At 67.1% G+C, this 22,527-nt stretch carries 19 protein-coding genes, 1 tRNA gene and 1 pseudogene; 10 read left to right on the top strand and 11 right to left on the bottom strand.

Annotated features, from left to right (window positions below; genetic code table 11):
• Positions 1-237: 237 nt before the first annotated feature.
• The 4 genes and pseudogenes from ACOZBP_RS00620 to ACOZBP_RS00605 form a co-directional block, all read right to left on the bottom strand.
• Positions 238-699, bottom strand: a pseudogene (locus tag ACOZBP_RS00620) (TonB-dependent receptor plug domain-containing protein); the annotation flags it as partial.
• 155 nt (positions 700-854) lie between these two features.
• Positions 855-2,123: a DUF5690 family protein gene (locus tag ACOZBP_RS00615; protein WP_422674527.1), complete on the bottom strand. Its 1,269-nt coding sequence runs from the start codon at positions 2,121-2,123 to the stop codon at positions 855-857.
• A 20-nt stretch (positions 2,124-2,143) separates the two neighbouring features.
• Positions 2,144-2,986, bottom strand: coding sequence for a phosphonoacetaldehyde hydrolase (gene phnX, locus ACOZBP_RS00610; protein ID WP_422674526.1), 843 nt, complete (start codon positions 2,984-2,986; stop codon positions 2,144-2,146).
• Positions 2,986-4,128 (bottom strand): TIGR03364 family FAD-dependent oxidoreductase, encoded by a 1,143-nt coding sequence (locus ACOZBP_RS00605; RefSeq protein WP_422674525.1) that lies wholly within the window; start codon positions 4,126-4,128, stop codon positions 2,986-2,988. The genes phnX and ACOZBP_RS00605 overlap by 1 nt, the downstream gene beginning before the upstream one ends.
• 147 nt (positions 4,129-4,275) lie before the next feature.
• On the opposite strand from ACOZBP_RS00605, the gene ACOZBP_RS00600 reads away from it, so the two are divergent.
• Entirely contained in the window at positions 4,276-5,157 is an 882-nt protein-coding gene (locus tag ACOZBP_RS00600; RefSeq protein WP_422674524.1) for a LysR substrate-binding domain-containing protein, read from the top strand.
• Between the two features lie 559 nt (positions 5,158-5,716).
• Here ACOZBP_RS00600 and ACOZBP_RS00595 read toward each other — a convergent pair.
• A complete protein-coding gene (locus tag ACOZBP_RS00595; protein ID WP_422674523.1) occupies positions 5,717-6,505 on the bottom strand; it encodes a LytTR family DNA-binding domain-containing protein in 789 nt (262 codons plus the stop codon).
• Between the two features lie 105 nt (positions 6,506-6,610).
• Between ACOZBP_RS00595 and ACOZBP_RS00590 the strand changes: the two genes are divergently transcribed.
• Positions 6,611-7,513 (top strand): serine hydrolase domain-containing protein, encoded by a 903-nt coding sequence (locus tag ACOZBP_RS00590; protein ID WP_422674522.1) that lies wholly within the window; start codon positions 6,611-6,613, stop codon positions 7,511-7,513.
• Between the two features lie 21 nt (positions 7,514-7,534).
• Here ACOZBP_RS00590 and ACOZBP_RS00585 read toward each other — a convergent pair whose 3' ends face one another.
• The 4 genes from ACOZBP_RS00585 to ACOZBP_RS00570 all read right to left on the bottom strand — a co-directional run bounded on the left by ACOZBP_RS00585 (position 7,535) and on the right by ACOZBP_RS00570 (position 9,127).
• Positions 7,535-7,852 (bottom strand): hypothetical protein, encoded by a 318-nt coding sequence (locus tag ACOZBP_RS00585; protein ID WP_422674521.1) that lies wholly within the window; start codon positions 7,850-7,852, stop codon positions 7,535-7,537.
• Between the two features lie 327 nt (positions 7,853-8,179).
• The gene (locus ACOZBP_RS00580; RefSeq protein ID WP_422674520.1) at positions 8,180-8,533 is read right to left on the bottom strand and encodes a hypothetical protein; all 354 of its coding nucleotides are present in this window, start codon (positions 8,531-8,533) and stop codon (positions 8,180-8,182) included.
• 145 nt (positions 8,534-8,678) lie between these two features.
• Positions 8,679-8,755: transfer RNA gene (locus ACOZBP_RS00575), tRNA-Lys, on the bottom strand.
• A gap of 174 nt (positions 8,756-8,929) precedes the next feature.
• Entirely contained in the window at positions 8,930-9,127 is a 198-nt protein-coding gene (locus ACOZBP_RS00570) for a hypothetical protein (protein ID WP_422674519.1), read from the bottom strand.
• A 165-nt stretch (positions 9,128-9,292) separates the two neighbouring features.
• On the opposite strand from ACOZBP_RS00570, the gene ACOZBP_RS00565 reads away from it, so the two are divergent.
• The 4 genes from ACOZBP_RS00565 to ACOZBP_RS00550 all read left to right on the top strand — a co-directional run bounded on the left by ACOZBP_RS00565 (position 9,293) and on the right by ACOZBP_RS00550 (position 16,846).
• A complete protein-coding gene (locus tag ACOZBP_RS00565) occupies positions 9,293-10,378 on the top strand; it encodes a CaiB/BaiF CoA transferase family protein (RefSeq protein ID WP_422674518.1) in 1,086 nt (361 codons plus the stop codon).
• A gap of 117 nt (positions 10,379-10,495) precedes the next feature.
• On the top strand, positions 10,496-10,771 hold the full coding sequence (locus tag ACOZBP_RS00560) for a hypothetical protein (protein WP_422674517.1): 276 nt from the start codon (positions 10,496-10,498) through the stop codon (positions 10,769-10,771).
• A gap of 55 nt (positions 10,772-10,826) precedes the next feature.
• Complete coding sequence (locus ACOZBP_RS00555) at positions 10,827-12,620, top strand: autotransporter assembly complex protein TamA (protein ID WP_422674516.1); 1,794 nt, start codon at positions 10,827-10,829, stop codon at positions 12,618-12,620.
• Complete coding sequence (locus ACOZBP_RS00550) at positions 12,617-16,846, top strand: translocation/assembly module TamB domain-containing protein (RefSeq protein ID WP_422674515.1); 4,230 nt, start codon at positions 12,617-12,619, stop codon at positions 16,844-16,846. The genes ACOZBP_RS00555 and ACOZBP_RS00550 overlap by 4 nt, the downstream gene beginning before the upstream one ends.
• Positions 16,847-17,035: 189 nt before the next feature.
• On the opposite strand, the gene arsC is transcribed toward ACOZBP_RS00550, so the two are convergent.
• Positions 17,036-17,377 (bottom strand): arsenate reductase (glutaredoxin), encoded by a 342-nt coding sequence (gene arsC / locus ACOZBP_RS00545; RefSeq protein WP_422674514.1) that lies wholly within the window; start codon positions 17,375-17,377, stop codon positions 17,036-17,038.
• Between the two features lie 27 nt (positions 17,378-17,404).
• Positions 17,405-17,902, bottom strand: coding sequence for a hypothetical protein (locus tag ACOZBP_RS00540; protein ID WP_422674513.1), 498 nt, complete (start codon positions 17,900-17,902; stop codon positions 17,405-17,407).
• Between the two features lie 125 nt (positions 17,903-18,027).
• Between ACOZBP_RS00540 and ACOZBP_RS00535 the strand changes: the two genes are divergently transcribed.
• The 4 genes from ACOZBP_RS00535 (at position 18,028) to ACOZBP_RS00520 (ending at position 22,526) form a co-directional block, all read left to right on the top strand.
• A complete protein-coding gene (locus ACOZBP_RS00535) occupies positions 18,028-19,278 on the top strand; it encodes a hydrolase (protein ID WP_422674512.1) in 1,251 nt (416 codons plus the stop codon).
• 4 nt (positions 19,279-19,282) lie between these two features.
• Complete coding sequence (locus ACOZBP_RS00530) at positions 19,283-20,290, top strand: arginine N-succinyltransferase (protein ID WP_422674511.1); 1,008 nt, start codon at positions 19,283-19,285, stop codon at positions 20,288-20,290.
• 153 nt (positions 20,291-20,443) lie between these two features.
• Positions 20,444-21,859, top strand: coding sequence for a succinylglutamate-semialdehyde dehydrogenase (astD, locus tag ACOZBP_RS00525; RefSeq protein WP_422674510.1), 1,416 nt, complete (start codon positions 20,444-20,446; stop codon positions 21,857-21,859).
• Positions 21,860-21,995: 136 nt separating this feature from the next.
• On the top strand, positions 21,996-22,526 hold the full coding sequence (locus tag ACOZBP_RS00520) for an endonuclease domain-containing protein (RefSeq protein ID WP_422674509.1): 531 nt from the start codon (positions 21,996-21,998) through the stop codon (positions 22,524-22,526).
• The last annotated feature ends 1 nt before the right edge of the window (position 22,527 follow it).

Below are 22,527 nucleotides of genomic sequence, written 5' to 3'. Positions count from 1 at the left end.
GCCGATCCCGTCGCCGCCGCGGCGCGGCTCGAAGTTGTCGGTGGCCCAGTCGCGGACATAGCGGGTGCCGCTCAGCAGGAAGCCGAACTTGCCGTCCATCAGGCGATCGCCGACCGTCAGGCTGAAGAGGTCGCCGTATTCGCCTGCCTTGTCGGAATAGTTGAGGCCAGCCGTGGCCTGAACCATGCGCTCGCTCGGGGCCGTGCGGGTGATGAAGTTCACGCTGCCGCCGATGGCGTCGCCCTCCATGTCCGGCGTGACCGCCTTGGAGACCTCGACACGGTCAATCAGCTCGGAGGGGAAGAAGTCGAAGGCGGTGGCGCGGCTGGTGGTCTCTTCCTCGGCGGTCGGCAGGCGCCCGCCATTGATCAGGGTCGAGTTCCACTGCGAGGGCAGGCCGCGCACGGCGACGAAGCGCCCCTCCCCCTGGTCGCGTTCGATGGCGACGCCAGGGGCGCGCTGCACCGCCTCGGCGGCGTTGCGGTCCGGCAGGCGTCCGATACCGTCGGACGACACGACGTTCATGATGTTGTCGGCCGACTTCTGGATGTTCAGCGCCCGGCGCTCGCCGCCGACGATGGCCCCGGTCACGACGATGTCGTCGACCTGGGTCGCCGGATCCGTGTCGATGGACTGGGCAAGGGCGGTGTGAGCCAGGGCGGTCCAGCTGACCGCCGCGAGAAGGATCGCGCGCTTCATCGGATATCTCTTGAAAGGTTTTCGCCGACGACGGCGTCTGGCCGAATGGTCACACCATGTTCGCCAGGCATGAGCCATTTGATTGCCTCAATGCAGAACATAGATTTCACGGAGCTCATTGTTTCAAATCTGTCAAAAATACTCAGGAAGACAGATCAACGAAGCTTTCTGGAGAAATAGATCGCGCTGAATATAGTCAGCACACAGCCTATGACCGACACCCACCCGGCGCTCGCCATGAAGAAGGACAGCCAGGGCATGCTGACGCTCCCCAGGTTGCGGCCCAACGTCAGGGCCACGCTGCCCAGGTAGCCGGAGGCGTCGGCCAGATAGATGAGGAAGCCCGCCGTCCCGACCTGGCGCGTCGCCGCGATCAGCCGGTCGAACAGCATGGCGTTGAAGGGCGTATAGGCCAGGTACAGACCCGCGCCCGAGGCGATCATCCACGGCAGGGGCGCCAGGTATCCATGCTGGAAGGCCAGGGTCGACAGGCCGATCAGCGCCAGACCGAAACCGGTGATGGCGTGGACTGCCATCAGGGCCCGGCGATTGTCCCTGACCAGCATGAGACCGCCGAGCGCAGCCAGGGTGATGAAGGCGATCGGCAGTTCGCTGGCGGTGAAGACGCTGGAGGCGCCAGCGTAGCCCAGATCGATCCAGATCTCGGCGGCGAAGTTGTCGCGAAAATCGCGGAAGGCCGTCAGCATCACATAGGCCAGGACCAGCATGAGCACGCCGAAGCCGTACTGCTTCAGAAAGGCGCGGCGCTGGGCGGCGTACATGGGGCGGCGCTCGACCCGTTCGGCGATGTCCTCCGCATCGGGCTGCGGCATCCGCGATAGACCGACGACCGACAGCGCCAGCAAGGGCATGAACAGGGCGCCGGTCGCCGCCGGCATCCACCACTCGGTGACGGCATGGGCGGTCATCAGCCAGACCGCTGTCGACTTCACCACGCCCGAGGCGACGATGAAGCTGGCGCACAGAATAGCGCCCAGCACCTCGGAGGTCCGTCGCCCCTCCAGATAGCTGAACACCAGCCCCCAGATCAGGCCCAGCGGCAGGCCGTTGAGGAAGAGGGCGAAGATCTTCCACGGTGCGGGGACCACGGCGAACAAGACCAGAGCCAGCCAGGACGCCCCGATCAGCCCGAGGATGGCGGCGCCGCGACGCGCGCCCGTCAGTTCGGAGATCAGCTTGACGCCGACCAGTTTCGACAGGGCGTAGCCGACCACCTGGGCGATCACCAAGGCCACCTTGAAGTCGATGACGCCGGTCCATCCGGCGACATCGACATAGGCGGCGGCCGCGAACGGCTTCCGAAAGGCGTACATCGACAGATAGACGCAAAAGGCGGCGACGCCGCCCAGCAGGACGGGTCCGACGGCGCGTGACGGTCGGAGGGCGGGGAGAACAATGGTCATATGAATGAGGGTCCTGCGCCTCAGACCCGAACGGGCGGGATGCAGACGCAGTCCGAGCCGCCAGGCTTGCCCCCTTGGGCGATCCTGGCCTCGATTATCGCCAGCCCGTGCGACAGGTCGGCGATGCTTTCGAGAACAATATCCGCGCCGGCGGCTTCATGGGCCTCGGCGGCCTCCGCCAGACGTGCGGCGCGGTCGTCCTGCGCCAGGGCGAGATAGTCGTCCAGGGGCAGGCCGACGCCGTTTCCGGAGCCCGCCAGACCAATGGACCAGCAGCCGGCGTTGCGTCCCGCGGCGACGCCGACGGCGGCGTCGTCGACCACCACGGCGGCGTCTGTCGGCCAGGAGCCCAGTTCGACCAGAGCCTTCCAGATCATCAGAGGCGCAGGGCGGCCGGCCCGTGTCTCCCCGGCGCAGACCACCACCTCGGGTTCATAGCCCTGGGCCGCCGCCAGCGGCAGGATGCCGGCCATCATCGGGCGGGTGTAACCCGTGGTCGATCCGACCTGAATGTCGCGTGCTCGCAGCATGGCCAGGGCCTCCAGCGCGCCGGGGATCAAGGCCGCCGTCGCCTCGGCCTCGCGCCGCATGGCGGGCTCGAGTTTAGCCATCAGGCCGTCGACGTCCGCCTCGCTCCAGCCGCGCCCTCGGGCCGCGCGCCAGGCCTCGCCGATCTCGGGCTCGGACAGCATGGCCTCGACATGGGCGCGCTTGGCCATGCCCATGTAGCGCCGCACCCGGTCGTCCTCGACCGGTGCGCCCGCCTCTGCGAACACAGCCTTGAGCGCCCGCACCGGCGCACAGGAGCCGAAGTCCACCATCGTGCCCGCCCAGTCGAACACCACCGCCTTGATCGCGCTCATTACGCCGCTCCCTTCATGGAATTATTGGTCGCGGCCGCCACCACGCGTTCGCCGATGGCGAAGCCGCTCGACATGCCCGCGCCGCAGGTCACGAGCGTCATGTGCACGCCCGGAAGCACCTCCTCGGTGAACCAGGGCTCTCGGGGGGACCAGGCGTAGAAGCCGATCCAGCGCTCCACGACCGGCGCCGCATAGCCCGGCATGGACTCGCGCAGGGCGTCCAGGATCAGTTCGTCCATCTCAAGCCGCTGGAAGGGGTCAGGCGAGGCGCCGTATTCGTGGCTGTCGCCCACCACCAGGCTGCCGTCGGCCGACTGCACGGCGATCAGATGCACGCCCGCATCCAGGCGCTCGCCGCACTCCTTGCGCAGCCGCTGCGTCAGGGCCTCGGCTTCCGGCAGGGCCGCGTAGCCCTCGTACCGGGCCAGGCTGAGATCAGCCATGATCGGCGTCGCCAGACGTCGTCCTGTGGCGGCGAGACGAAGCATCTGCAGCTTGCAACGCTGCACCTCGTGACGCGCCAGGACGTCGGGGAACAGACTGCTCAGGTCGTCGCCCGAACAGATGAAGATGTGCTCGGCGCGGACCTCGCCCCGGCTGGTCGACAGGCGGCCGGTCTCGCACCCGGTCACCGCCGTCGCCGGCATGAAGGCGACGCCCTGCTCCTGCTGAAGCCAGGCGGCCAGGGCCGGCAGGGCGAGACGCGGCTCCACCCGCAGCTCGTGATCGCTGCGCAGGGCGGCGCGGAACGGCGCCAGGCCTTCGCAGTCCATCCGCCTCGCCAGCGCCCCGGGGGTCAGGATTTCGCACCCCTCCCCCATCTCGGTTTCCATGAAGGCCTGCATCACCGCCTCGGCCTCGGGGCGGTGCGCCAGCACGGTCAGCCCTGCCTGATCCACAGCGATGCCGGCCTGCGGCGCGACCTCGGCCCAAACGTCGCGGGTGCGGCGCGCCAGGCCCCACATCTCGCCGCGCGCCTGCCCCGAGACGGTGACAAAGCCGAAGTTGCGAATGCTGGCGCCGCGCGCCGCCGGTTCGCGGTCGATCACGACGACCTTCAGGCCGGCGCGCGCCGCTGCAAGGGCGTGGGCCAGGCCGACGATGCCCATGCCGACGACGGCGACATCATAGTGGGGGATCATGCAGCGACCTTTTCGGAGAGAGGATAATCCGCCCTCCCATGCCCGCACGACCGCAGCCATGTGATTTCAGCAATGGTCGCTATAGACGTCCGGCTTGGCCAAACCGTCGCATTTCCCCGCTAGATCGACGCCGAAGGAGAACCCTCCATGGCCGTCAACTTCCAGCAGCTGCGCTCATTCCACGCCGTCGCCAGCGACCGCAGCGTCACGCGTGCGGCCAATCGCCTGGCCATGACCCAGCCCACCCTGTCCAAACAGATCAAGGACCTGGAGGCTCGCTATCAGGTCCAGCTTTTCAGCGGCAGCCGCCCCCCGCTGACCCTGACGTCTGCTGGCGAAGCCCTGTTCGAACGTACGCGCGATCTGTTCCAGACCTCGGCTGACATCGAGGCCCTGCTCGGCGACACTCCGCCCGAGGAAGGCGGCCTGCTCCGCATCGGCACGGACTCCCCGCCCTACGCCGCCGATCTGGTCGCCGCCTATGCACGCGAAGCGCCCAACCTCGACTTCAAGGTCACCATCGGCAATGCGCGCGACACCAATCATCTGCTGATGAACGCCTCGGTCGACATCGCCATCGTCTGCGAGCCGATCGGCCACAACGACTACACCTACCGCCCCTATTACGAGGACCGCCTGGTCGCGATTGCGGCCGCCGATGCGCCCGAGGCCAAAGGCTCGACCTTCGACCTCTCGGCGCTGTCGCGTCGCGTCCTTCTCACCCGCGAACCGCGCTCGCGCACCCGCCTGGCGATGGAGCGCCTGCTGGAAGCACATGAGGTCAGCCCCTTCCGCGCCATGGAGGTGCACACCCGCGAGATGATCCGTGAAACCGTCGCCCGCGACCTGGGCGTCAGCTTCATGTTCGCACGGGAATGCCCGCCCGACGCCCGGATCAAGGTCATGGAGCTGGACGTCGAGCCCGCCCTCATCTCCGTCTCAGGCTATATCGCCTGCCGGACTGAACGTCGTCGCCACCCCGCCATCCGACGTGCGCTCGAACTGGCCGAGATTCTCCAGACATCCTGATCGGACCCGAGCCCCGGATCACCGATCCAGATCGTCTGATCGCCCCAGGGGCAAGCGACACCTGCGAGCCTGTCCGCGCCCAAAGTCCTCTGCGACGACGCTCTGCGGCCTGAGCTTCGAGCTGAGGCTCAGCCCATTCGCAGGACCGACGAAGATTCAGATCAGTTTCCCCAACCGGCGTTTCAACACGGCTCAAGCCTTTCGAGGCCGATCGCGGCGGCGGACAGCGGGCACTCTGAAGGTCAACTAAGAGTCGAAGCCGTGTAAAAACGCATCGGACCCGATTTTTGACGCACTAACTTGCTTTCAGGCGACTGGAAGTTGGCCGGCAGATGCAAAGAAAATGCCCCCGCCTGTCTTTAACGGCAGAAATTACGCAAATTTCTACAAGTCGGGTTTTACACAGCCTCAGTCAGCAACGGTTGTCGGCAGGGGTTCCAGAAGCGCCAATAGCGGTCATTGTCGCTAGTTCGAGAAGGCGACATTCGTCAGCAAAACGCGATGGCGCACATCTTCCGAGCCTGCATCTCCGCCGCGAGACGGTCGGGAGCGTCGAGCCTCACGCGACAGCCGCAGCCCAGTCGGTTCCCTTCAAGGCGGCGGCGTAGGTCCGGCTGACCGGAGCGAAAGACCCGTCGGACAAGGCCAAAGCGCCGCGACCGCCCTTCCACTGCACGGCCTGAACGGCGGTACGCGCGACCCACCATGACCGGTGAGTGCGAAAACCGTCCAGCGCTGACAGGACATCCAGCGCGTCCACCAACCGCATCAGGACCAGGGCCGATCCGGCCTCGGTGCGGATGCGGAGATAGTGGTCTTCGGCCTCGACCGCGATCAGGCGCGCCCGCGCCAGCCGGGGGGGAAGCTTGGTCCGGATGGCGAAAGGCGCCAAGCCGTCCGGCGTCGCCAGCCGCGTCTCGCCGCGGATGAGGGCCTTCCGCATCAGCCAAGCCAGGACCATCACGCCGACATTGATCGCCAGAACTTCGGGAAGCAGCTTTAGGACCCGGCCTACCGAAACAGATTCGCGGAACATCAACACCGGCAGAAGCGAGACCCAGACGGCGATCGGGGGCGTCATGACTGCCAACTGGGCGAGAACGAAGAGCCTCGGCCGCCCTGTCAATCGACGCGCGAGGACATGTTCGATCAGCGCCGCGATCACCCCGCCGCCGATCGTGGCTGACAGCCAGTAGAGATGGCGGTGGACGATCGAGGCTGCAGCCGTACCGAAGGGCGCGATCATGGCCAGAAAAACCCCGAACAGCCCCAGCGCGACCAGTTCAGCCGCGCCTGACCGGCCCAGCCTGATGGCCGCCAGACGTCTGATCTCTCCTGCCCTCCTCACGCCACGCTCCGTTCACGAAGAGAGTCGTCCCGTTCGCGAAGTCGAGGCTGACATGCCGGTAGGATCCAGTTCAAGCCGCACTGATCAATCAAAGGGGACTTGGACGTGGTGAAACTCGCTTCGGCGCCGGTATTCAGCCTGACGGCTGTCATAGCCTTCTCTGCGGCGCTTGCCGTTTCGGCCGGGATGGCCTCGGCGACGATCGCGGCATCTCCCCTCCCGACAGTTCGGCAGGTCGACGCCTACGTCGAGATCGGGATGAAAGACCTACACGTTCCCGGAGCGGCCGTGGCGCTGTTCTCCCAAGGCAAGGTTACCGACGTAAGAGGTCTGGGCCATGCCCAAGAGGGCGCGCCGGTGACGCCGCAAACTCCGTTTCAGTTAGGCTCCGTCAGCAAATCATTCACCGCGTTGATCGTTCTGCAACTCGCTGACGAGGGGCTGCTGTCGCTCGACGACCCGATCTCAAAGCACCTTCCCTCCTTCAGGACTCGTGACAAGGCCGGCTCGGATCTGATCACCATTCGCCATCTTCTGAACCATCGGAGCGGACTATCGACTCTGGACGGAAACCGCAGCCAATCGACGACCTACCGAGGACCGGATGCGATGGGGCGCGCGTCCGCCAGGTTGAGCAGCGCGACGCTCCAATCAACGGCGGGCAAACAGTTCGCATACTCCAACGCCAACTATACGCTGCTCGCTCATCTGATCGAAACCGTGGACCGACGATCCTTCGAGGAGGCGGTGGAGGCCCGCATCTTCTCCCGGTTGGGAATGCGGAACTCGTTCGTCCAGACCCCGAAACCTGGATCGTCCCGCCCCGCAGTCGGTCACACCCAGTGGTTCGGCCACACGGTCGAACGGGACTTTGTGGCAGGCCGGATGATGGCCGGTCCGGGCGGCGTCACGCGGCTTGCTCGCAGCCGGGGCGCCGTGGCGGACCAGCTGGCCCGCCTGATCGCCTGGCATACTGGGGCGGAGTGCGGAAGGGATGGACCGGGCTGAGTGGCCCGGTCACCCCCCTGTTTATTTCCGGAGCTGGAGTAGAGGGTAAACGTCGCGATCTGTTGGCTTGCCGCGAATGGCGTGGCCTCTGGTTTGGCTAACGTTCATGACAAGTAGAAGGTCAATATCAGGGTCGAAATCGGGCGTTGCGGCAATAACGGCGTCCGCGATCTGGATGGAAGTGCCGTTCGCCTCGAAGAGGTAGAATGAGGTGGTCTCTTTCCAAAACTTTGGATGAGCGTGCGATTGAATGGCGTTGTTGAGATCGGCGTAGCACCGATTGTAACGAGGCCGATTGCTGTCATCTAGACGGAAGGTGGCGATAAATAGTTGCGGCATTGTAGGTCCTTTGATTGCCGCTTCGCTTGACCTTTCTCGCCACTGCTTTAGGACATTGGCTGCTTATGAGATGGGGTCGCGCAAGCGGTCTCGATAAACCCCGGTGCAGAAATGCGCCGGGGTTTCGCCTTTAACGGCCGCATTGTGTCGTAATAAAGGCAATAGCGAGCGTTTGTCTCAGCATCACCCAAAATCACCATGCGCCGCTAGACCATAAACTTGGGCGGCGTTTGGTGCAAAGTATGTGTTTGATGCTGCGTATGGTTTAGCCGCGGCGTATGCTTTAAAGATGCTTTGTAACTTCTTATACTGCTGCGTGACTTGTAATTAATGATTGCGCGTCTGTATCGATCGCCTTTGTTCCGCTCGCCGCAGCGCATCTGCCTGGTCCTTGCGATGGCCGTCGTCCCAGCAGCGTGGCGAGAGCGGTATAGTCAGCAGGTGTTCCCCACTTGTGCTGTTGCGGACGCCAACCTGCATCTCTGACGGGAAGACGCCGCAGCGGCGGCAGCGAAAGCGAAGTTCGCGCAATGGGTCGTCCGCCAGGCGCGCGCCGATGGTCCAGACGTTCAGTTCGCGGATCATGTGGCAGCCGGGACAGTAGATCGACAGCGTCACGTCGCGGTGCGGAACTGCGTCCCGGGCCGTCAGCGTCTCTGCCTTCCACGCGCGCCGATCCATGACGGCGGGATACGCCCGAGAAAATGAGAACGCAAGGTGAACGAAAGCGACCAAGTCACACGTGTGACTTTGACAAAGTCACAAACGTCCCCGAAATGTTCTCAGGGGAGCGCCGCGCAAATCCAGCAATGACGGGGAAAAGAAATGGTACGCCCCCTCGGGCTCGAACCGAGGACCCTCTGATTAAAAGTCAGATGCTCTAACCAACTGAGCTAGGGGCGCACATTTTCTTGAAAACAACCACTTGGGTTGCTTCTCCGCAAACCGACGCAGCGCCTGTTTGCGGAGGCGGTTTCTGGTTCATTCGTGAATGCAGGTCAAGACCTGCAACGTCAGAAGATACTTATTTTATGAGGAAAACCCTGGCGTCGCCCTGCAAGGAAGCGAATGCCGGAGTTATCCGTATTCCGCCCGGAACGGACGCCCCTGCGACCCCATCACGTTCCAGCCGGCGTTGGTCGGGCGCAGACGCCCGGTCTTGCCGAAACGCTCGGCCAATCCGAACACCACAAGCTGGGCGCTGTTCTCCGCATCCTGCGTTCGGTTGCCGTCGACGATGTCGAGCAGGGCGGCGATGCGTTCAGCTTCAGTCACGATGGTTCCGGTGATCCGTTGATCCTGCACACCCCGTGCAGGCTTGCCGCCTCGGGAGCAAGCGATCTTCCGCCCGCCTCGACAAAAGTCATCCGCGACGCCCCCGTTCCCGAGGTCGTAGAATCTCGTGTCGCTCCAGTCCATTTCCAGTCTAGCCTCAGGGTCATGGGACCGCTCTCCGGACTGCGCATCATTGAAATCGACGGCCTTGGGCCGGTCACCTTCGCCGGTATGGTGCTGGCCGACATGGGGGCCGAGGTTCTGCGGCTGACGCGGGGCGGCGATGCGCCTGCCGCTGCATTCGACGAGGTCGGCGGCGCCGTGCTGCATCGCGGCCGCGCCGCCGTGCCGGTGGACCTGAAGTCAGCGGACGACCGCGACAAGGTGCTGGCCCTGATCGGCGGCGCAGACGCTCTGATCGAGGGGTTCCGCCCTGGCGTGATGGAGCGCCTGGGTCTCGGCCCTGAGGTCTGCGCCGCGCGCAACCCGCGCCTTGTCTATGGTCGCGTCACCGGCTGGGGCCAGACGGGACCGATGGCGGATCAGGTCGGTCACGACATCAACTATATCGCCCTGTCCGGCGCTCTCTATCCCATGGGCGCAGGCGACCAGCCCCCCTGCCCGCCGCTGAACCTGGTCGGAGACTATGGCGGCGGCGCCATGATGCTGGTCAGCGGCGTGCTGGCGGCGCTTATCGAAGCCAGAACCACCGGGCGCGGAAGGGTGGTCGACGCCGCCATGACCGACGGCTCGGCCCTGTTGACCAGCCTGTTCCACGCCCTGCGCGCGCGGGGGCTGTGGAGCGACCAGCGCGAGACCAATCTGCTGGACGGCGGTACGCCCTTCTATCGTTGCTACGCCTGTCGCGATGGCGGTTTCGTCGCCGTCGGCGCGCTGGAGCCGCGCTTCTACGCCGCCCTTCTCGCAGGCCTGGGCCTGACGGCGGATGAGGCGCCGCAGTTCGACCGCACCAACTGGCCTGCGTTGCACAACCGGTTCGCCGCTCTGTTCGCCAGCCGCAATCGGGACGAGTGGGCGGCCCACTTCGCTGGAACAGAGGCCTGCGTCACGCCGGTGCTGACCCTGGGCGAGGCCGTGGACCACCCGCACAATCAGGCGCGTGGGACGTTTTCGAAGGCCGGCGTCGTTCAGCCCGCCCCCGCGCCCCGCTTCGGCCTCGACCCGGCTGCGATCAAGGCGGGTCGTCCCGGCCTGCCACTGGATCAGGCCATGATCGATTGGGCGATCTGACATTCGCGGCCTGTCGCGTGGCGGGTTCAGTTGCGGTTCATCGGCGTTCGGTCAACAAAGGGAGGGAACCCAGCGCCAAGGTCGGCGTTTGCCACCCCATAGGGGCAAGAAATGCGTATGAACCAGTTGATTGTAAAACGTTTGCTGCTGGCGTCGTCCCTCAGCGCCGCCGCCTTCCTCGCCTCATGCGACGAGCCGCGTCAGTACGAGTCGGTCGAAATCCAGACCGAGACGCCCGCCGCCCCCGCCGCCGAGGACGCCGCCGCCCCCGCTGTGGCTGAAACCTCGCCCCCGGCCCCGACCGAGGCGCCGGCCCCCGTAGACACCCTGCCGCCCGAACAGCGCACCTCGGAACAGACGGTGCAGCCCGAAAGCGATACGCTCTTCTATTGATTCCGCCCGAACGGCGTTCCCTTCCGGCTTTCACGCCCTGAACCAAGGCTCCAGCTTGACGTCGAGGTCCCACCTCCTTTTCGCCAGTGCGGCGCTCTGGGCCCTTTGCGGCCAGGCTGCCGTGGCGGACGTGCCAAAGGCTCAGATTCGCGGCGACGTCGACGCTGAACTGCGGCGCCAGCTGGAACAGGCCGTGGGTCAGGTCGACGCCGCGCCGGCCAATCGGTTCGAGGCGCGCCGCCGCGCCCGCAGCGCCATGGAAGCGGCGCAGGCGCTGTTGCGTTCCGAGGGCTATTATCAGCCCGTGCTCGAGGACGACGTTGAGGGCGAAGAGACGCCGGTCGCCGTGATCACGGTCACTCCAGGCCGCCGCTTTGTGCTTGGCGAGACCAAGGTCAACTGGATCGCTCCTGTTCCCGACGCCGTGACCGAACAGACGGTGATAAAGGACCTTGCGTTGAAACCCGGCGATCCTGGCCGCGCCGCCGAAGTTCTGGCGGCGGAGGGTCGGATCGTGGCGGGACTGACGCGCGAAGGCTATGCCGACGCCCGGGCCGAACCCCGCCGGGTCGTGGTGGACCATGCTGACTTCACCGTTCAGCCCAATTTCAACATTGCATCCGGCGCCCTGGTCCGTCTGGACGGTGTTCTGGTGCGCACGCGCGGGCCCACCAATCCCGAATGGGTCGCCGGACTCGCGCCCTGGTCGGCCGGCGATCGCTATGATCCCGAAGACGTGGCGGAACTCGAGCGCCGGCTTCTGGACACAGGGGTCTACGAGGGCGTGGGCGTCGCGCTCGCCCCCCTGGAGCAGGTCACGCCCGAGGGCCTGCGTCCGGTCATGGTCACCCTGGCCGATCGTCCACGCAGCCTGCTGGAGGCGGGCGCCACCTACTCGACTGCGGAAGGCGCCGGCGTCGACGTGTTCCAGACGCGCTACAATCGTTTCGGCCGCGCCGCCACGCTGAAATATGGCGGCCGCTTCGCCAGCATCGACAGCCGTCTGGGCGGCGAGGTCAGCCTGCCCCATTGGCGACGGCCGGGGCGCACGCTCAAGCTGTCATCCTACCTCGTAAACGAACAGACCGACGCCTACGATCGCAGCGCCGTATCGGTGAACGCCGACCTGTCGCAGCGCATCGGCAAGACCTCCTTCTTCACCTACGGCGTGGGTCTGGATGCGGGCCGCTACACCGAAAACCGCTTCGATCCCGACACCCAGGAGCCGATCACCTTTGATCGCGACCTGGCCATCCTGACCACCCGCGGATCCGCCTACATGGATCGCTCCAATGATCCGCTGGACCCCAGGCAGGGTTACCGCCTCTACCTCTCGGTCCAGCCAACGGCCGTGGCCGGCGAAGACAGCGTCTTCTTCGTGCGCACCGAGGGTCAGGCCACCGCCTACCTGCCGCTGCAGGACGGGGCGAAGACGGTCCTGGCCGGGCGTTTGCGCATCGGTTCGATCATCGGCGGCGAGGAGCTGACCGTGCCGTCGGACCGCCTCTTCTACTCGGGCGGCGGCGGGTCCGTGCGCGGCTACTCCTATCAGAGCATCAACCCCCGCCTGCCGGACAACACCCCGCGCGGCGGCCTGTCGCTGTTCGAAACCTCGATCGAGGTGCGCCGCGACATCGGCGAAAAATTCCAGGCAGTAGCCTTCGTCGACGCGGGCGCCGTCGGCTTCCAGGAAACGCCGAACTTCAACAACCTTCGCTATGGCGCGGGCGTGGGCGTCCGCTACAAGCTGCCCTTCGGCCCCGTCCGTGCTGACATCGCCATTCCGCTGGACAAGCGCGAGGGCGACGCCGACTTCCAGCTCTACATCAGCATCGGCCAAGCGTTTTGACCGACCTTCCCCCCCCCGACTCCGAACCGGCGGCCGTCGCCGAGACTCCGACGGAAAAGGCGAAACGCAAGCGCACGCGCCTGCAGTGGATCGCCTTCATCTCCGGGATTGTCGTGGCGGCCCTTGTGGCTCTGGCGCTGGTCGCGGCGGTCGGCGGGCGAATGTATCTGGTGTCCGATTCCGGGCGTGAACTGATCACCAGCTTCGTCGCCGGCAAGAAGATCAGCCGCTATGGCCGGATCAATGTCGAAGGCCTGAAGGGCGATCTCTTCAATGATTTCACCCTGGGTCGCGTCACGGTCACCGACGCGGACGGCGTCTGGCTGGAAGCCACCAATGTCCGCGTCGACTGGTCCTACTGGCCGCTCCTCGCACGGCGTTTCCACGCCAAGGAAATCACCGCCGACCAGATTCGCCTGATCCGTCGCCCCCTGCTGGAGCCGCGCACCGAGCCAGGCGGCCCGCAAGCCCTCACCATCGACATCGACCGCTTCAGCGCCAACGTCGAGTTGATGGAGAACTTCTCCAAGGAATATGGCCGCTGGACGCTGAGCGGCGACGCGGAGCTTCCCCGCAAGGGCCCCAAGATCGCCAACGTCAACGCCTACAGCCTCAGTCGCAAGGGCGACTATCTGCGGCTGGCGGCCGTCATGGGCGAGAAGCCTGAGGACCTGCGCGTCAACCTCCGCGCCAACGAGGCTCAGGGCGGTCCCATCGCCGGCGCTCTGGGCTATTCGCCGGATCAGCCCTTCTCGGCCGTCGCCCTGGTGAATGGCGAGATCGTCGATGTCGTCGTGAAGACAGGCGACTTCACGCCGCTGTCGGTCAAGGGCCGCTACGGCAAGGACGGTGCACGAATTTCCGGCGCCGCTGACTTCTCGGGGTCGGACCTGCTGGCCCCGTTCGTCGAACGGATCGGCCGGACGGCCCGCTTCGGCTTCGCCGCCCTGCCTGACAAGTCCCGCGACGGCTTCCAGGGCGTCGCCTGGAACCTCAGCGCCGACAATATACAGTCGCGCGCCCAAGGCCTGATCCGGCTCAAGGACCGCACCGCGCCCGACGGCGTCAGCCTTGAAGTCATCACACCGTCGCTCAGCCGCCTGATCGGCCGCCCCCTGGCCGGCGCCTCGGCCTATACGGGCGTTTTCAAGGGCGACGCCAATGTCTGGACGCTGCAAGGCTCCGCCAGCCTGCTGGCCGCCGACATCGCCAGCTATCGCGCCACGCGCATCTCGGGTCCGCTGAACATCGCCGCCAACCGGGGCCGTATCGACGTCACCGCCGACATTCACGCAGCCGGCGGCTCCAGCGCCGGGATCATCGGCGCCCTGCTGGGCCCGACCCCGCGCATCCAGCTGGAGGGCGCCCGCACCGCCGACGGCGCCTTCCTGCTCAAGAAGATTGATGGGCGCGGTCAGGGTCTGGTCCTGACGGGGTCAGGCGGCCGCAGCATCACCGGCGGGCTGAATTTCTCAGGTCAGGCCGATCTCACCGACATTTCACGCATCCGCAAGGGGGCAAGGGGCTCCTTCAGGGGGCCCATTCGCGCCGCCTCCGCTCGTCCCGGCGCGCCCTGGACGCTCAGCTTCGACGGCCGTGGCTCGCGCATGGCCATCGGCATGGACGAGCTGGATCGCCTGCTCGGCCAGACGCCGCGACTTCAGGCCGCCGGCTCACTGAACCGCGGCGTCATCTCCATTGATCGCGGCGAACTGACCGGCGCCGCCGGCCGCATGGGCGCCAAGGGTCTGATCGAGGGGTCCAAACTGCGGCTGGCTCTGGACTGGGCCGCGCGTGGTCCCTTCGGCGTCGGTCCCGTCGCCATCGACGGCGCCATGAACGGCAACGGCGCCCTGACCGGCACGCTGGCCCAGCCCCGCGCCGATCTGCGGGCGTCCTTTGACAAGGTGTCGGCCAGCGGCCTGATCCTGACCAACGCCGACCTGATCCTGAGCTTCCGCAAGGGTGTCGACGCCTCTGACGGGCGCATCGTGCTCAACTCCGGCTCGAACTACGGTCCCGCCCGGGCCTCCGGCAACTTCTTCCTGGGCGGCGATCGCATCCGGCTGACGGACGTGGACGTAAACGCCGGCGGCGTGACGGCCCAGGGCGCGGTGGCCCTGTCCAACAACTTCCCTTCGAGCGCCGACCTGACCTTCACCGCGCGCCAGGGCGCCTTCCTGGCTTCCGGCGAGGCTAACGGCCGGGTGCGCCTGACGGACGGCGGCGGCGACCAGAGCGCCATTCTCGACGTCACCGGCCGCAATGTCCGGCTCGCGGGCTCGACCTGGGTGATCCGCAACCTGTCGCTGAAGGGACAGGGCACGCTGGAGCGCCTGCCCTTCACCCTGGCCGCCGATGTGGGCGGCGCCACGCCGGTCCAGTTCAACGGCACGGGCGAGTATTCGCGTCAGGGCCCTGCCCAGACCGTCACCCTGCGCGGCGGCGGGCGCGTGCGCGAAGTCGCCTTTACCACGCGCACGCCCGCCATCGTCGCCCTGAACGGCGACGGCCGCGTGGTCCGCGTCGATCTGGGCGTGGGCGGCGGCGTTCTGGCCGGTGAACTGCGCCAGGACAGCAACGGCAGCGCCATACAGGCCGACCTGACCAATATCGAGATGGGCTCCCTCGCTCCCGACCTGCGGGGCCAGGTGACAGGCCGCGTCTCGCTGCAGGGTTCGGGGGACACCCTAAACGGCTCCGCCAACATCGACCTCAAGCAGTTGCGCAGCGTTGACGCGCCGCGGGGACTGGCTGTGGATGGCGCGCTGAACGCCGACCTCACCGACAGCGTCCTGCGCATCCGCGCCCAGGCCAACGACGGGACGGCGGTTCAGGCCTCGGCCGACCTCAGCCTGCCGGTCGAGGCCTCTGCCGCGCCGCTGCGGCTGGCTATCGCCCGGACCCGCGACATGTCGGGCCAGATCGCCATCAACGGTCAGATCCAGCCCATCTGGGACCTGTTCCTGGGCGGAGCCCAGTCGCTCTCGGGTCAGGTCGCCGGACGCGCCACCCTGGCCGGCACGCTGAACGCCCCTCGCCTAAACGGCCGTCTGGACCTGACCCAGGGCGCCTTCCGCGACAGCGCCACAGGCCTGCGTCTGGAAGCCGTCACCCTGGCCAGCCGCTTCGACGACGGTCAGGCCGTGATCGAGCGCTTCGAGGCCGCCGACGGGGTCAAGGGCACGGTTGCGGGAAGCGGCGAGCTGGGCCTGCGTCAGGGTTCGGGCTCCACGCTCCGGCTGGAGCTGACGCGCTTCCGCGTCATCGACAACGACATCGCCGAGGCTCGCGCCAATGGCGTGCTGACGGCGGTGCGCGGCGCCGACGGCAATATTCAGCTCAGCGGCGACCTCAATATCGACGAGGCCAATATCTCGCCTAACCTGCCCGGCTCCAACGGCGTGGTGAAGATGGACGTGGTCGAGATCAACCGCCCCGGCGGCGACCCGGTCGAGGTCGAGGCCAAGGCGCGCGGTCCGCAGATCGGCCTGAACCTCAACCTGAGCGGACGTGAAATCCATGTGCGCGGACGCGGCCTGAACGTCGAACTGTCCGCCAACGCCCGCGTGCGCGGCACCATCGCCCAACCGCAACTGACGGGCACGGCCAACGTGGTGCGCGGCGACTACGAGTTCGCCGGCAAGCGCTTCGTCTTCGACGACACCGGCTCGGTTTCTCTGTCCACCGACCCGGCGCGCATCCGCCTGAACCTGGCGGCGGTGCGTGAAGACCCGGCCCTGACGGCGACCATCAAGGTCACGGGCACGGCGGCCGCGCCCAAGATCGAGCTGACCTCGACCCCCGCCCTGCCCCAGGACGAAATCCTGTCGCAGGTCCTGTTCGGGCGTTCGGCGTCCCAGCTGTCAGGCTTCGAAGCGGCGCAACTGGCCTCGGCCGTGGCCTCCCTGGCCGGCGGCGGCGGCTTCGACGTCATCGGCAACCTGCGTGAACTGGCGGGCCTGGATCGCCTGTCCTTCGGCGGCGAGGCGTCCAGCCTGACGGTCGCCGGCGGCCGCTACATCACCGACGACGTCTATCTGGAGGTCATCGGCGGCGGCGAAGGCGGAGCGGCGGTCAACGTCGAATGGCAGGTGCGCCGCAACCTGGCCGTCAGCTCCAAGTTCGGCGGCGAAGGCGACGCCAGCCTGTCCGTCCGCTGGCGCCGCGAAAGCGACCGCCCCGGCGGCGACCGCACCGACCGCCGCCGCAACCGCAGCCGCTAGGGCCTGTTGGAAGGCCCCTAATTTTCGTCATCCTCCGGCGAGCATAGCGAGACCGGGGGACCCAGCGGCGCCGAAGGCGATCTTTACTGTAGGCTTGGCGCGTGGAGCGTGGCCGCTATGCCCCCTCGGGCGCCGCTGGGTTCCCCGGCTCCAGGCCCGCGCGGCCCGGAGAATGACGGCATAGAAAAGCTACAGAACCTCCAGCACCGCCTCGACCGGCCGCCCGATCCGGGCGCCCTTATCGGTTTCGACGATAGGTCGCTCGACCAGCACAGGCTCGGCGATCACGGCCGCACGGATCGCGTCATCGGACGCGTCGCTCTCCAGCAGGTCGCCAGCCTTCGCCTCACGCCTGCGCAACAGACCCGACAGGCCGACGCCGGTTTCCCGCGCCAACCGATCCAGCGTCGCGGCGTCCCAGCCGGCCTTCAGATACTCGACCACCGCCGGCTGAACACCCTTCTCCTGCAACAAGGCCAGCGCCTTGCGCGAGGTCGAGCATTTCGGATTGTGGAAGAGGGTGACGGTCATGGCGATGCTCCTGTCTGACATCCTCACCTAGGCCTTGAGGCCGCCCCGCGCCATCGCCGCCGCGCCGCGCAGCCCGGCGATATGCAGAGGCAATGCTATCAGCAAGCATAGATACCCGATACTCGCCACCCACATCGGATAGTAACTGCTGTCAGCGACGCCGAGGGCCAAGGACACGGCCGCCGAAGAGAAATAATAGCCAGTCCAAGCCAACCCCAGGACACTGAGCATCCGGTTCGGCCAGCGCCACTGGATGCCCGCCAGCAGCACGAAAATCCAGGCAACCACGACCGTCCAGCCCACGATGAGATTGCGGATGTCGTCTCTGAGCGACAACGCCCCGTCCTGAGTTGTTCCGCCCGACTGCATGACCGCGTAGGCATGGTCGAAATAGAACCAGATCGCGCCGGCGTATGCGAACTGCATCACTCCGCCGAGAAGAAAGGCCCAGGCGCTGCGACGCGCGAAGCGGATCGCCATCGGACGCGCGTCGATTCGCGCGAACGGGTTCAAGCTGCTGAGCAAAGGGACTTTTCCTGAATCATCGGTCTGAAGGCAAAGCTACCCCGGCCAGGCTCTGTTTCCCAAGCCCCAGAGCGAGAAACCGCCTCGCCTTCACCTTTGCCCCCGCCCCGTCTAGGGTCCACGCCATGCGGATCGAACCTCACGACCAGGCCGTTCTCGACCACGTCGCGGCCCAGGGCGACGTCATCGTCGCGCGCACCATCGACTGGGCCAACGTCAACTCCGGCAGCCGCCACGCCGCCGGTCTGGCGCGCATGCTGGACCTGCTGGAGACCGAGGCGCGCCGCCTGCCCGCCGCCGTCGTGCGCGTGCCGACGCAAAGCTCGACCACGGTGGCCGACAGCGGCGCCGTGATCCCCGAGGCCTACGCCGACTGCCTGACCATCACCGCCAGGCCAGAGGCGCCGATCCAGGTGGTTCTGACCGGCCACTACGACACCGTCTTCCCCGCCGACAGCGCCTTCCAGACCGTCGTCACGCGCGCCGACGGCGCCCTGAACGGTCCCGGCGTGGCCGACATGAAGGGCGGGATCAGCGTGATGCTGGCCGCGCTGGAAGCGTTTGAAACCCACCCGGACAAGGCCTGCGTCGGCTGGACCGTGCTGCTGTCCCCCGACGAAGAGATCGGCTCGCCCGCCTCGGCGCCCCTGCTGGCCCAACTGGGCGCGCGCGGCCACGTCGGCCTGACCTATGAACCGGCCCTGTCGGACGGCACGCTCGCTGGCGCGCGCAAGGGCAGCGGCAACTTCCACCTGATCGTCACCGGCAAGGCCGCCCACGCTGGCCGCGCCTTCCACGAGGGCGCCAATGCGGTCGCTGGCGCCGCCATCATCGCCGCCCGCCTGCACGGCCTGAACGGCCAGCGCGAGGGCGTCACCGTCAATGTCGCCAGGATCGCGGGCGGCGGGGCGCTGAACGTCGTCGCCGACAACGCCGTGGTCCGCTTCAACGTCCGCGTGCCGGATCAGGCGGCGTCCGACTGGATCAACGCTGCGGTGCGCGCCATCGCCGCCGAGCCCCCCTTCCCCGGCCTGACCCTGGACCTGCACGGCGGCATGACCCGCGCGCCCAAGCCGATGGACGCGTCCCAGACCGCCCTGTTCCATGCCGTCCGCGACGCGGGCGAACTGCTGGGCCAGACCATCGCCTGGAAGCCCTCGGGCGGCGTCTGCGAGGGCAACAACCTGCACGCCGCGGGCCTGCCCAATGTCGACACCCTCGGCGTCGTCGGCGGCGAGATCCATTCGGATCAGGAGTTCGCCTGGCCCGCCAGCTTCGTCGAACGCGCCCAGCTCAGCGCCCTGATCCTGTGCAAGATCGCCTCGGGCGAGATCGACGCGTTGAAACTGAAACAGCTGCGACTGGAGACCCTGTAACCGCATGCTCGTTGTTCGCCCCGCCGGTCCGGCCGACCTCCACCACCTGCTTGAACTGGCCATCCTGTCCGGCCCCGGCTTCACCAGCCTGCCCGAAGACGCCGACGTGCTGAGCGAGCGTCTGGAACTCAGCCAGGCCAGCTTCGAGGGCCGCGTCCCGCCTCAGGAGGCCTGGTACACCCTGATGCTGGAAGACGGCGACACCGGCGACATCGACGGCATCGGTTCGGTCAAGGCGACCGTGGGGCTGAAGCGCCCCTTCTTCTCGTTCCGCGTGGTCAACAACACGGTCCAGTCGCCCTCGCTGGGCATGAAGCTGAACCATCAGACCCTGGTCCTGGTCAACGAATGCACGGGCTGGACCGAGGTCGGCTCCCTGTTCCTCAAGGCCGACCGTCGCAAGGGCGGCGCCGGGCGCCTGCTGAGCCAGTCGCGCTACATGCTGATCGGCGCCCAGCCCGAACTGTTCGCCGACAACGTCCTGGCCGAACTGCGCGGCGTCTTCACCCCCGACGGCTACTGCCCCTTCTGGGACCATGTGGCGCACAAGTTCTTCCCCATGGACTTCGACGACGCCGACCGCATGAGCGGCTCGACCGACAAGCAGTTCATCCTCGACCTGGCCCCGCGCCACCCCATCTACATCGACCTGCTGCCTGAACCCGCCCGCGCCGTGATCGGCAAGGTCCACCCCCAGGGCGTGCCCGCCATGGCCCTGCTGGAATCCGAAGGCTTCCGCCCCAACGGTCTGGTCGACATCTTCGACGCCGGCCCTACCGTGGCCTGCGGCCGCGACAACATCCGCACCGTCCGCGACGCCCGCGTCCTGACCGCCCGCATCGAGAAGTCGGTCGAGGTCGAACTGCCCAGCCTGGTCTCGACCGACAGCGTCTCGGCCTTCCGCGCCGTCCGCGCCCGCGTCCTGATCGACGGCGATCTGGCCCGCATGACCCCCGACGTCGCCGCCGCCCTCAAGATCAAGGACGGCGCTGTCGTCCGCGTGAAATCGTGATCCTCGGGGTTTCCCGCTCATCCCGGAGGACGCCGGGATCCAGTGAGAGCCCCACACGCTTCCTCTGCCAATTCGACCTCGTCACCCCACCGGCCGCTCAGATGCGGCCAAAGCACTGGATCCCGGCGTCCGCCGGGATGAGCGGATATTGATATGACCCGTTTCACCTCCACCAACCCCGCCACCGGCGAAACCGTCTGGGAAGGCGAAGCCGCTGCCACGGAACAGGTCGGCGCCGCCGTCGAGGCCGCCCGCGCCGCCTTCCCCGACTGGGCCGACCGCCCGCGTCAGGACCGCATCGACGCGGTCAAACGCTATCAGGCCATCCTGAAAGACCGCGCCCCGGAAATGGCCGAGGCCATCAGCCGCGAGACCGGCAAGGCCCTGTGGGAGACGAAAACCGAACTGGCCTCGATGGCGGGCAAGGTCGACCTCTCCATCCGCGCCTACGACGAGCGCACCGGCGAGCGCTCAAGCGAAACCGCCTTCGGTCGCGCCACTCTGCGCCACCGCCCGCACGGCGTCTCGGCGGTGCTCGGCCCGTTCAACTTCCCCGGCCACCTGCCCAACGGCCACATCGTCCCGGCCCTGCTGGCGGGCGACACGGTCGTGTTCAAGCCGTCCGAGGAAACGCCCCTGACCGGCCAGCTGATGGCCGAATGCCTGGACGCCGCCGACCTGCCCAAGGGCGTGTTCAACATGGTGCAGGGCGGGCGCGAGACGGGCGCGGCCCTGCTGGATCAGCCCATCGACGCCCTGATGTTCACCGGCTCGGGCGCGGCGGGCGCCCACTTCCGGCGCAAGTTCGCCGACGATCCCCACGTCATCCTGGCGCTGGAGCTGGGCGGCAATAACCCGCTGGTCGTCTGGGACGCACGTGACGCCGAAGCGGTCGCGGGCATCGTGGTCCAGTCCGCCTTCGTCACCACCGGCCAGCGCTGCTCGTGTGCGCGCCGTCTGATCCTGCCGGAAGGCGCGGCGGGCGACGCCATCGTCGAGGCCGTCGCCGCCCTGTCCGACCGCCTGAACTTCGCCCCCTGGGACAGCGATCCCGAGCCCTACGCCGGGCCTCTGATCTCGGAAAAGGCCGCAACCGCGGCTCTCGCCGCCCTGCAACAGCGCATCGACGCAGGCGCGCGCGTGATCCGCGCCTCCGGCCCTGTCGACAACCTGCCCGGCGCCTTCGTCAAGCCCGCCATCATCGACGTCACCGGCGTCGCGGTCGAGGACGAGGAAATGTTCGCCCCCTTCCTGCAAGTCATCCGCGTCCCGACCTTCGACGCCGCTATCGCCGCCGCCAACGCCACCAAGTACGGCCTGTCCGCCGGTCTGGTCAGCGACGACGCCCGGAACTGGGACCGCTTCATCAACCGCATCCGCGCGGGCGTCGTGAACTTCAACCGCCCGACTACGGGCGCGGCCGGCGACATGCCCTTCGGCGGCCTCGGCGCCTCCGGCAACCACCGCCCCAGCGCCTACTACGCCGCCGACTACTGCGCCTACCCCGTCGCCAGCTTCGAGGCGGGCGCGGTCAAGAACATCGAAAGCGAGATCAAGGGCTTGCGCTGATTTTCTCACGCTGCGCGATCTTCCACGCACTAGAGCCCTCCCCCTCGAGGGGGGAGGGTTGGGAGGGGGTGCGCCCACGCCGTTTCCCGATCATATTCAGGAGGCTCAACCACCCTCTTGAACCGCAGCCGCTACAATGACCGGCCCAGCCCCCTTCACCATCCCGTCCCGCATCACCCCACGCGAGCGCACCCGCGCCCGCCATCTTCGCTCAGTTCCCACCTGGACCGAGGCCAAACTCTGGGGCCGCCTGCGCCGTCTGCCGATCCGTATCCGGCGTCAGGCCCCGATCGGCCCCTATGTCGTTGACTTCGCCTGCCTGCGCGCCCGGCTGGTGATCGAAGTCGACGGCGGCGTCCACAATCGCATGGACGTCGCCCTGCGTGATCTGAAACGCGACGAATGGCTGACGAGCCAAGGCTACGGGATTCTGAGGATCGACAGCCGCCGCATCCCCCACGACCTCGACGCCGTCATCGCGGAAATCACCCAGGCCATCCGCCTCAAAGCCCCCCTTCCCCTCGAGGGGGAAGGGGTCGGGGGATGGGGTGAAGCCGCATCGCATCTGGAAATGACGCAAGAGGCGCAGTCGCGTCTCCCGCGCTCCAATAATCAACCTCCTGCCAGCACCCCCACCCAACCCTCCCCCCTCGAGGGGGAGGGCTAGT

Source organism: Brevundimonas sp. NPDC058933, from assembly GCF_049315965.1.
Lineage (GTDB): Bacteria > Pseudomonadota > Alphaproteobacteria > Caulobacterales > Caulobacteraceae > Brevundimonas.
Note: the sequence above shows the minus strand (reverse complement) of the source record. Positions and strands in the feature narration are given on the sequence as shown.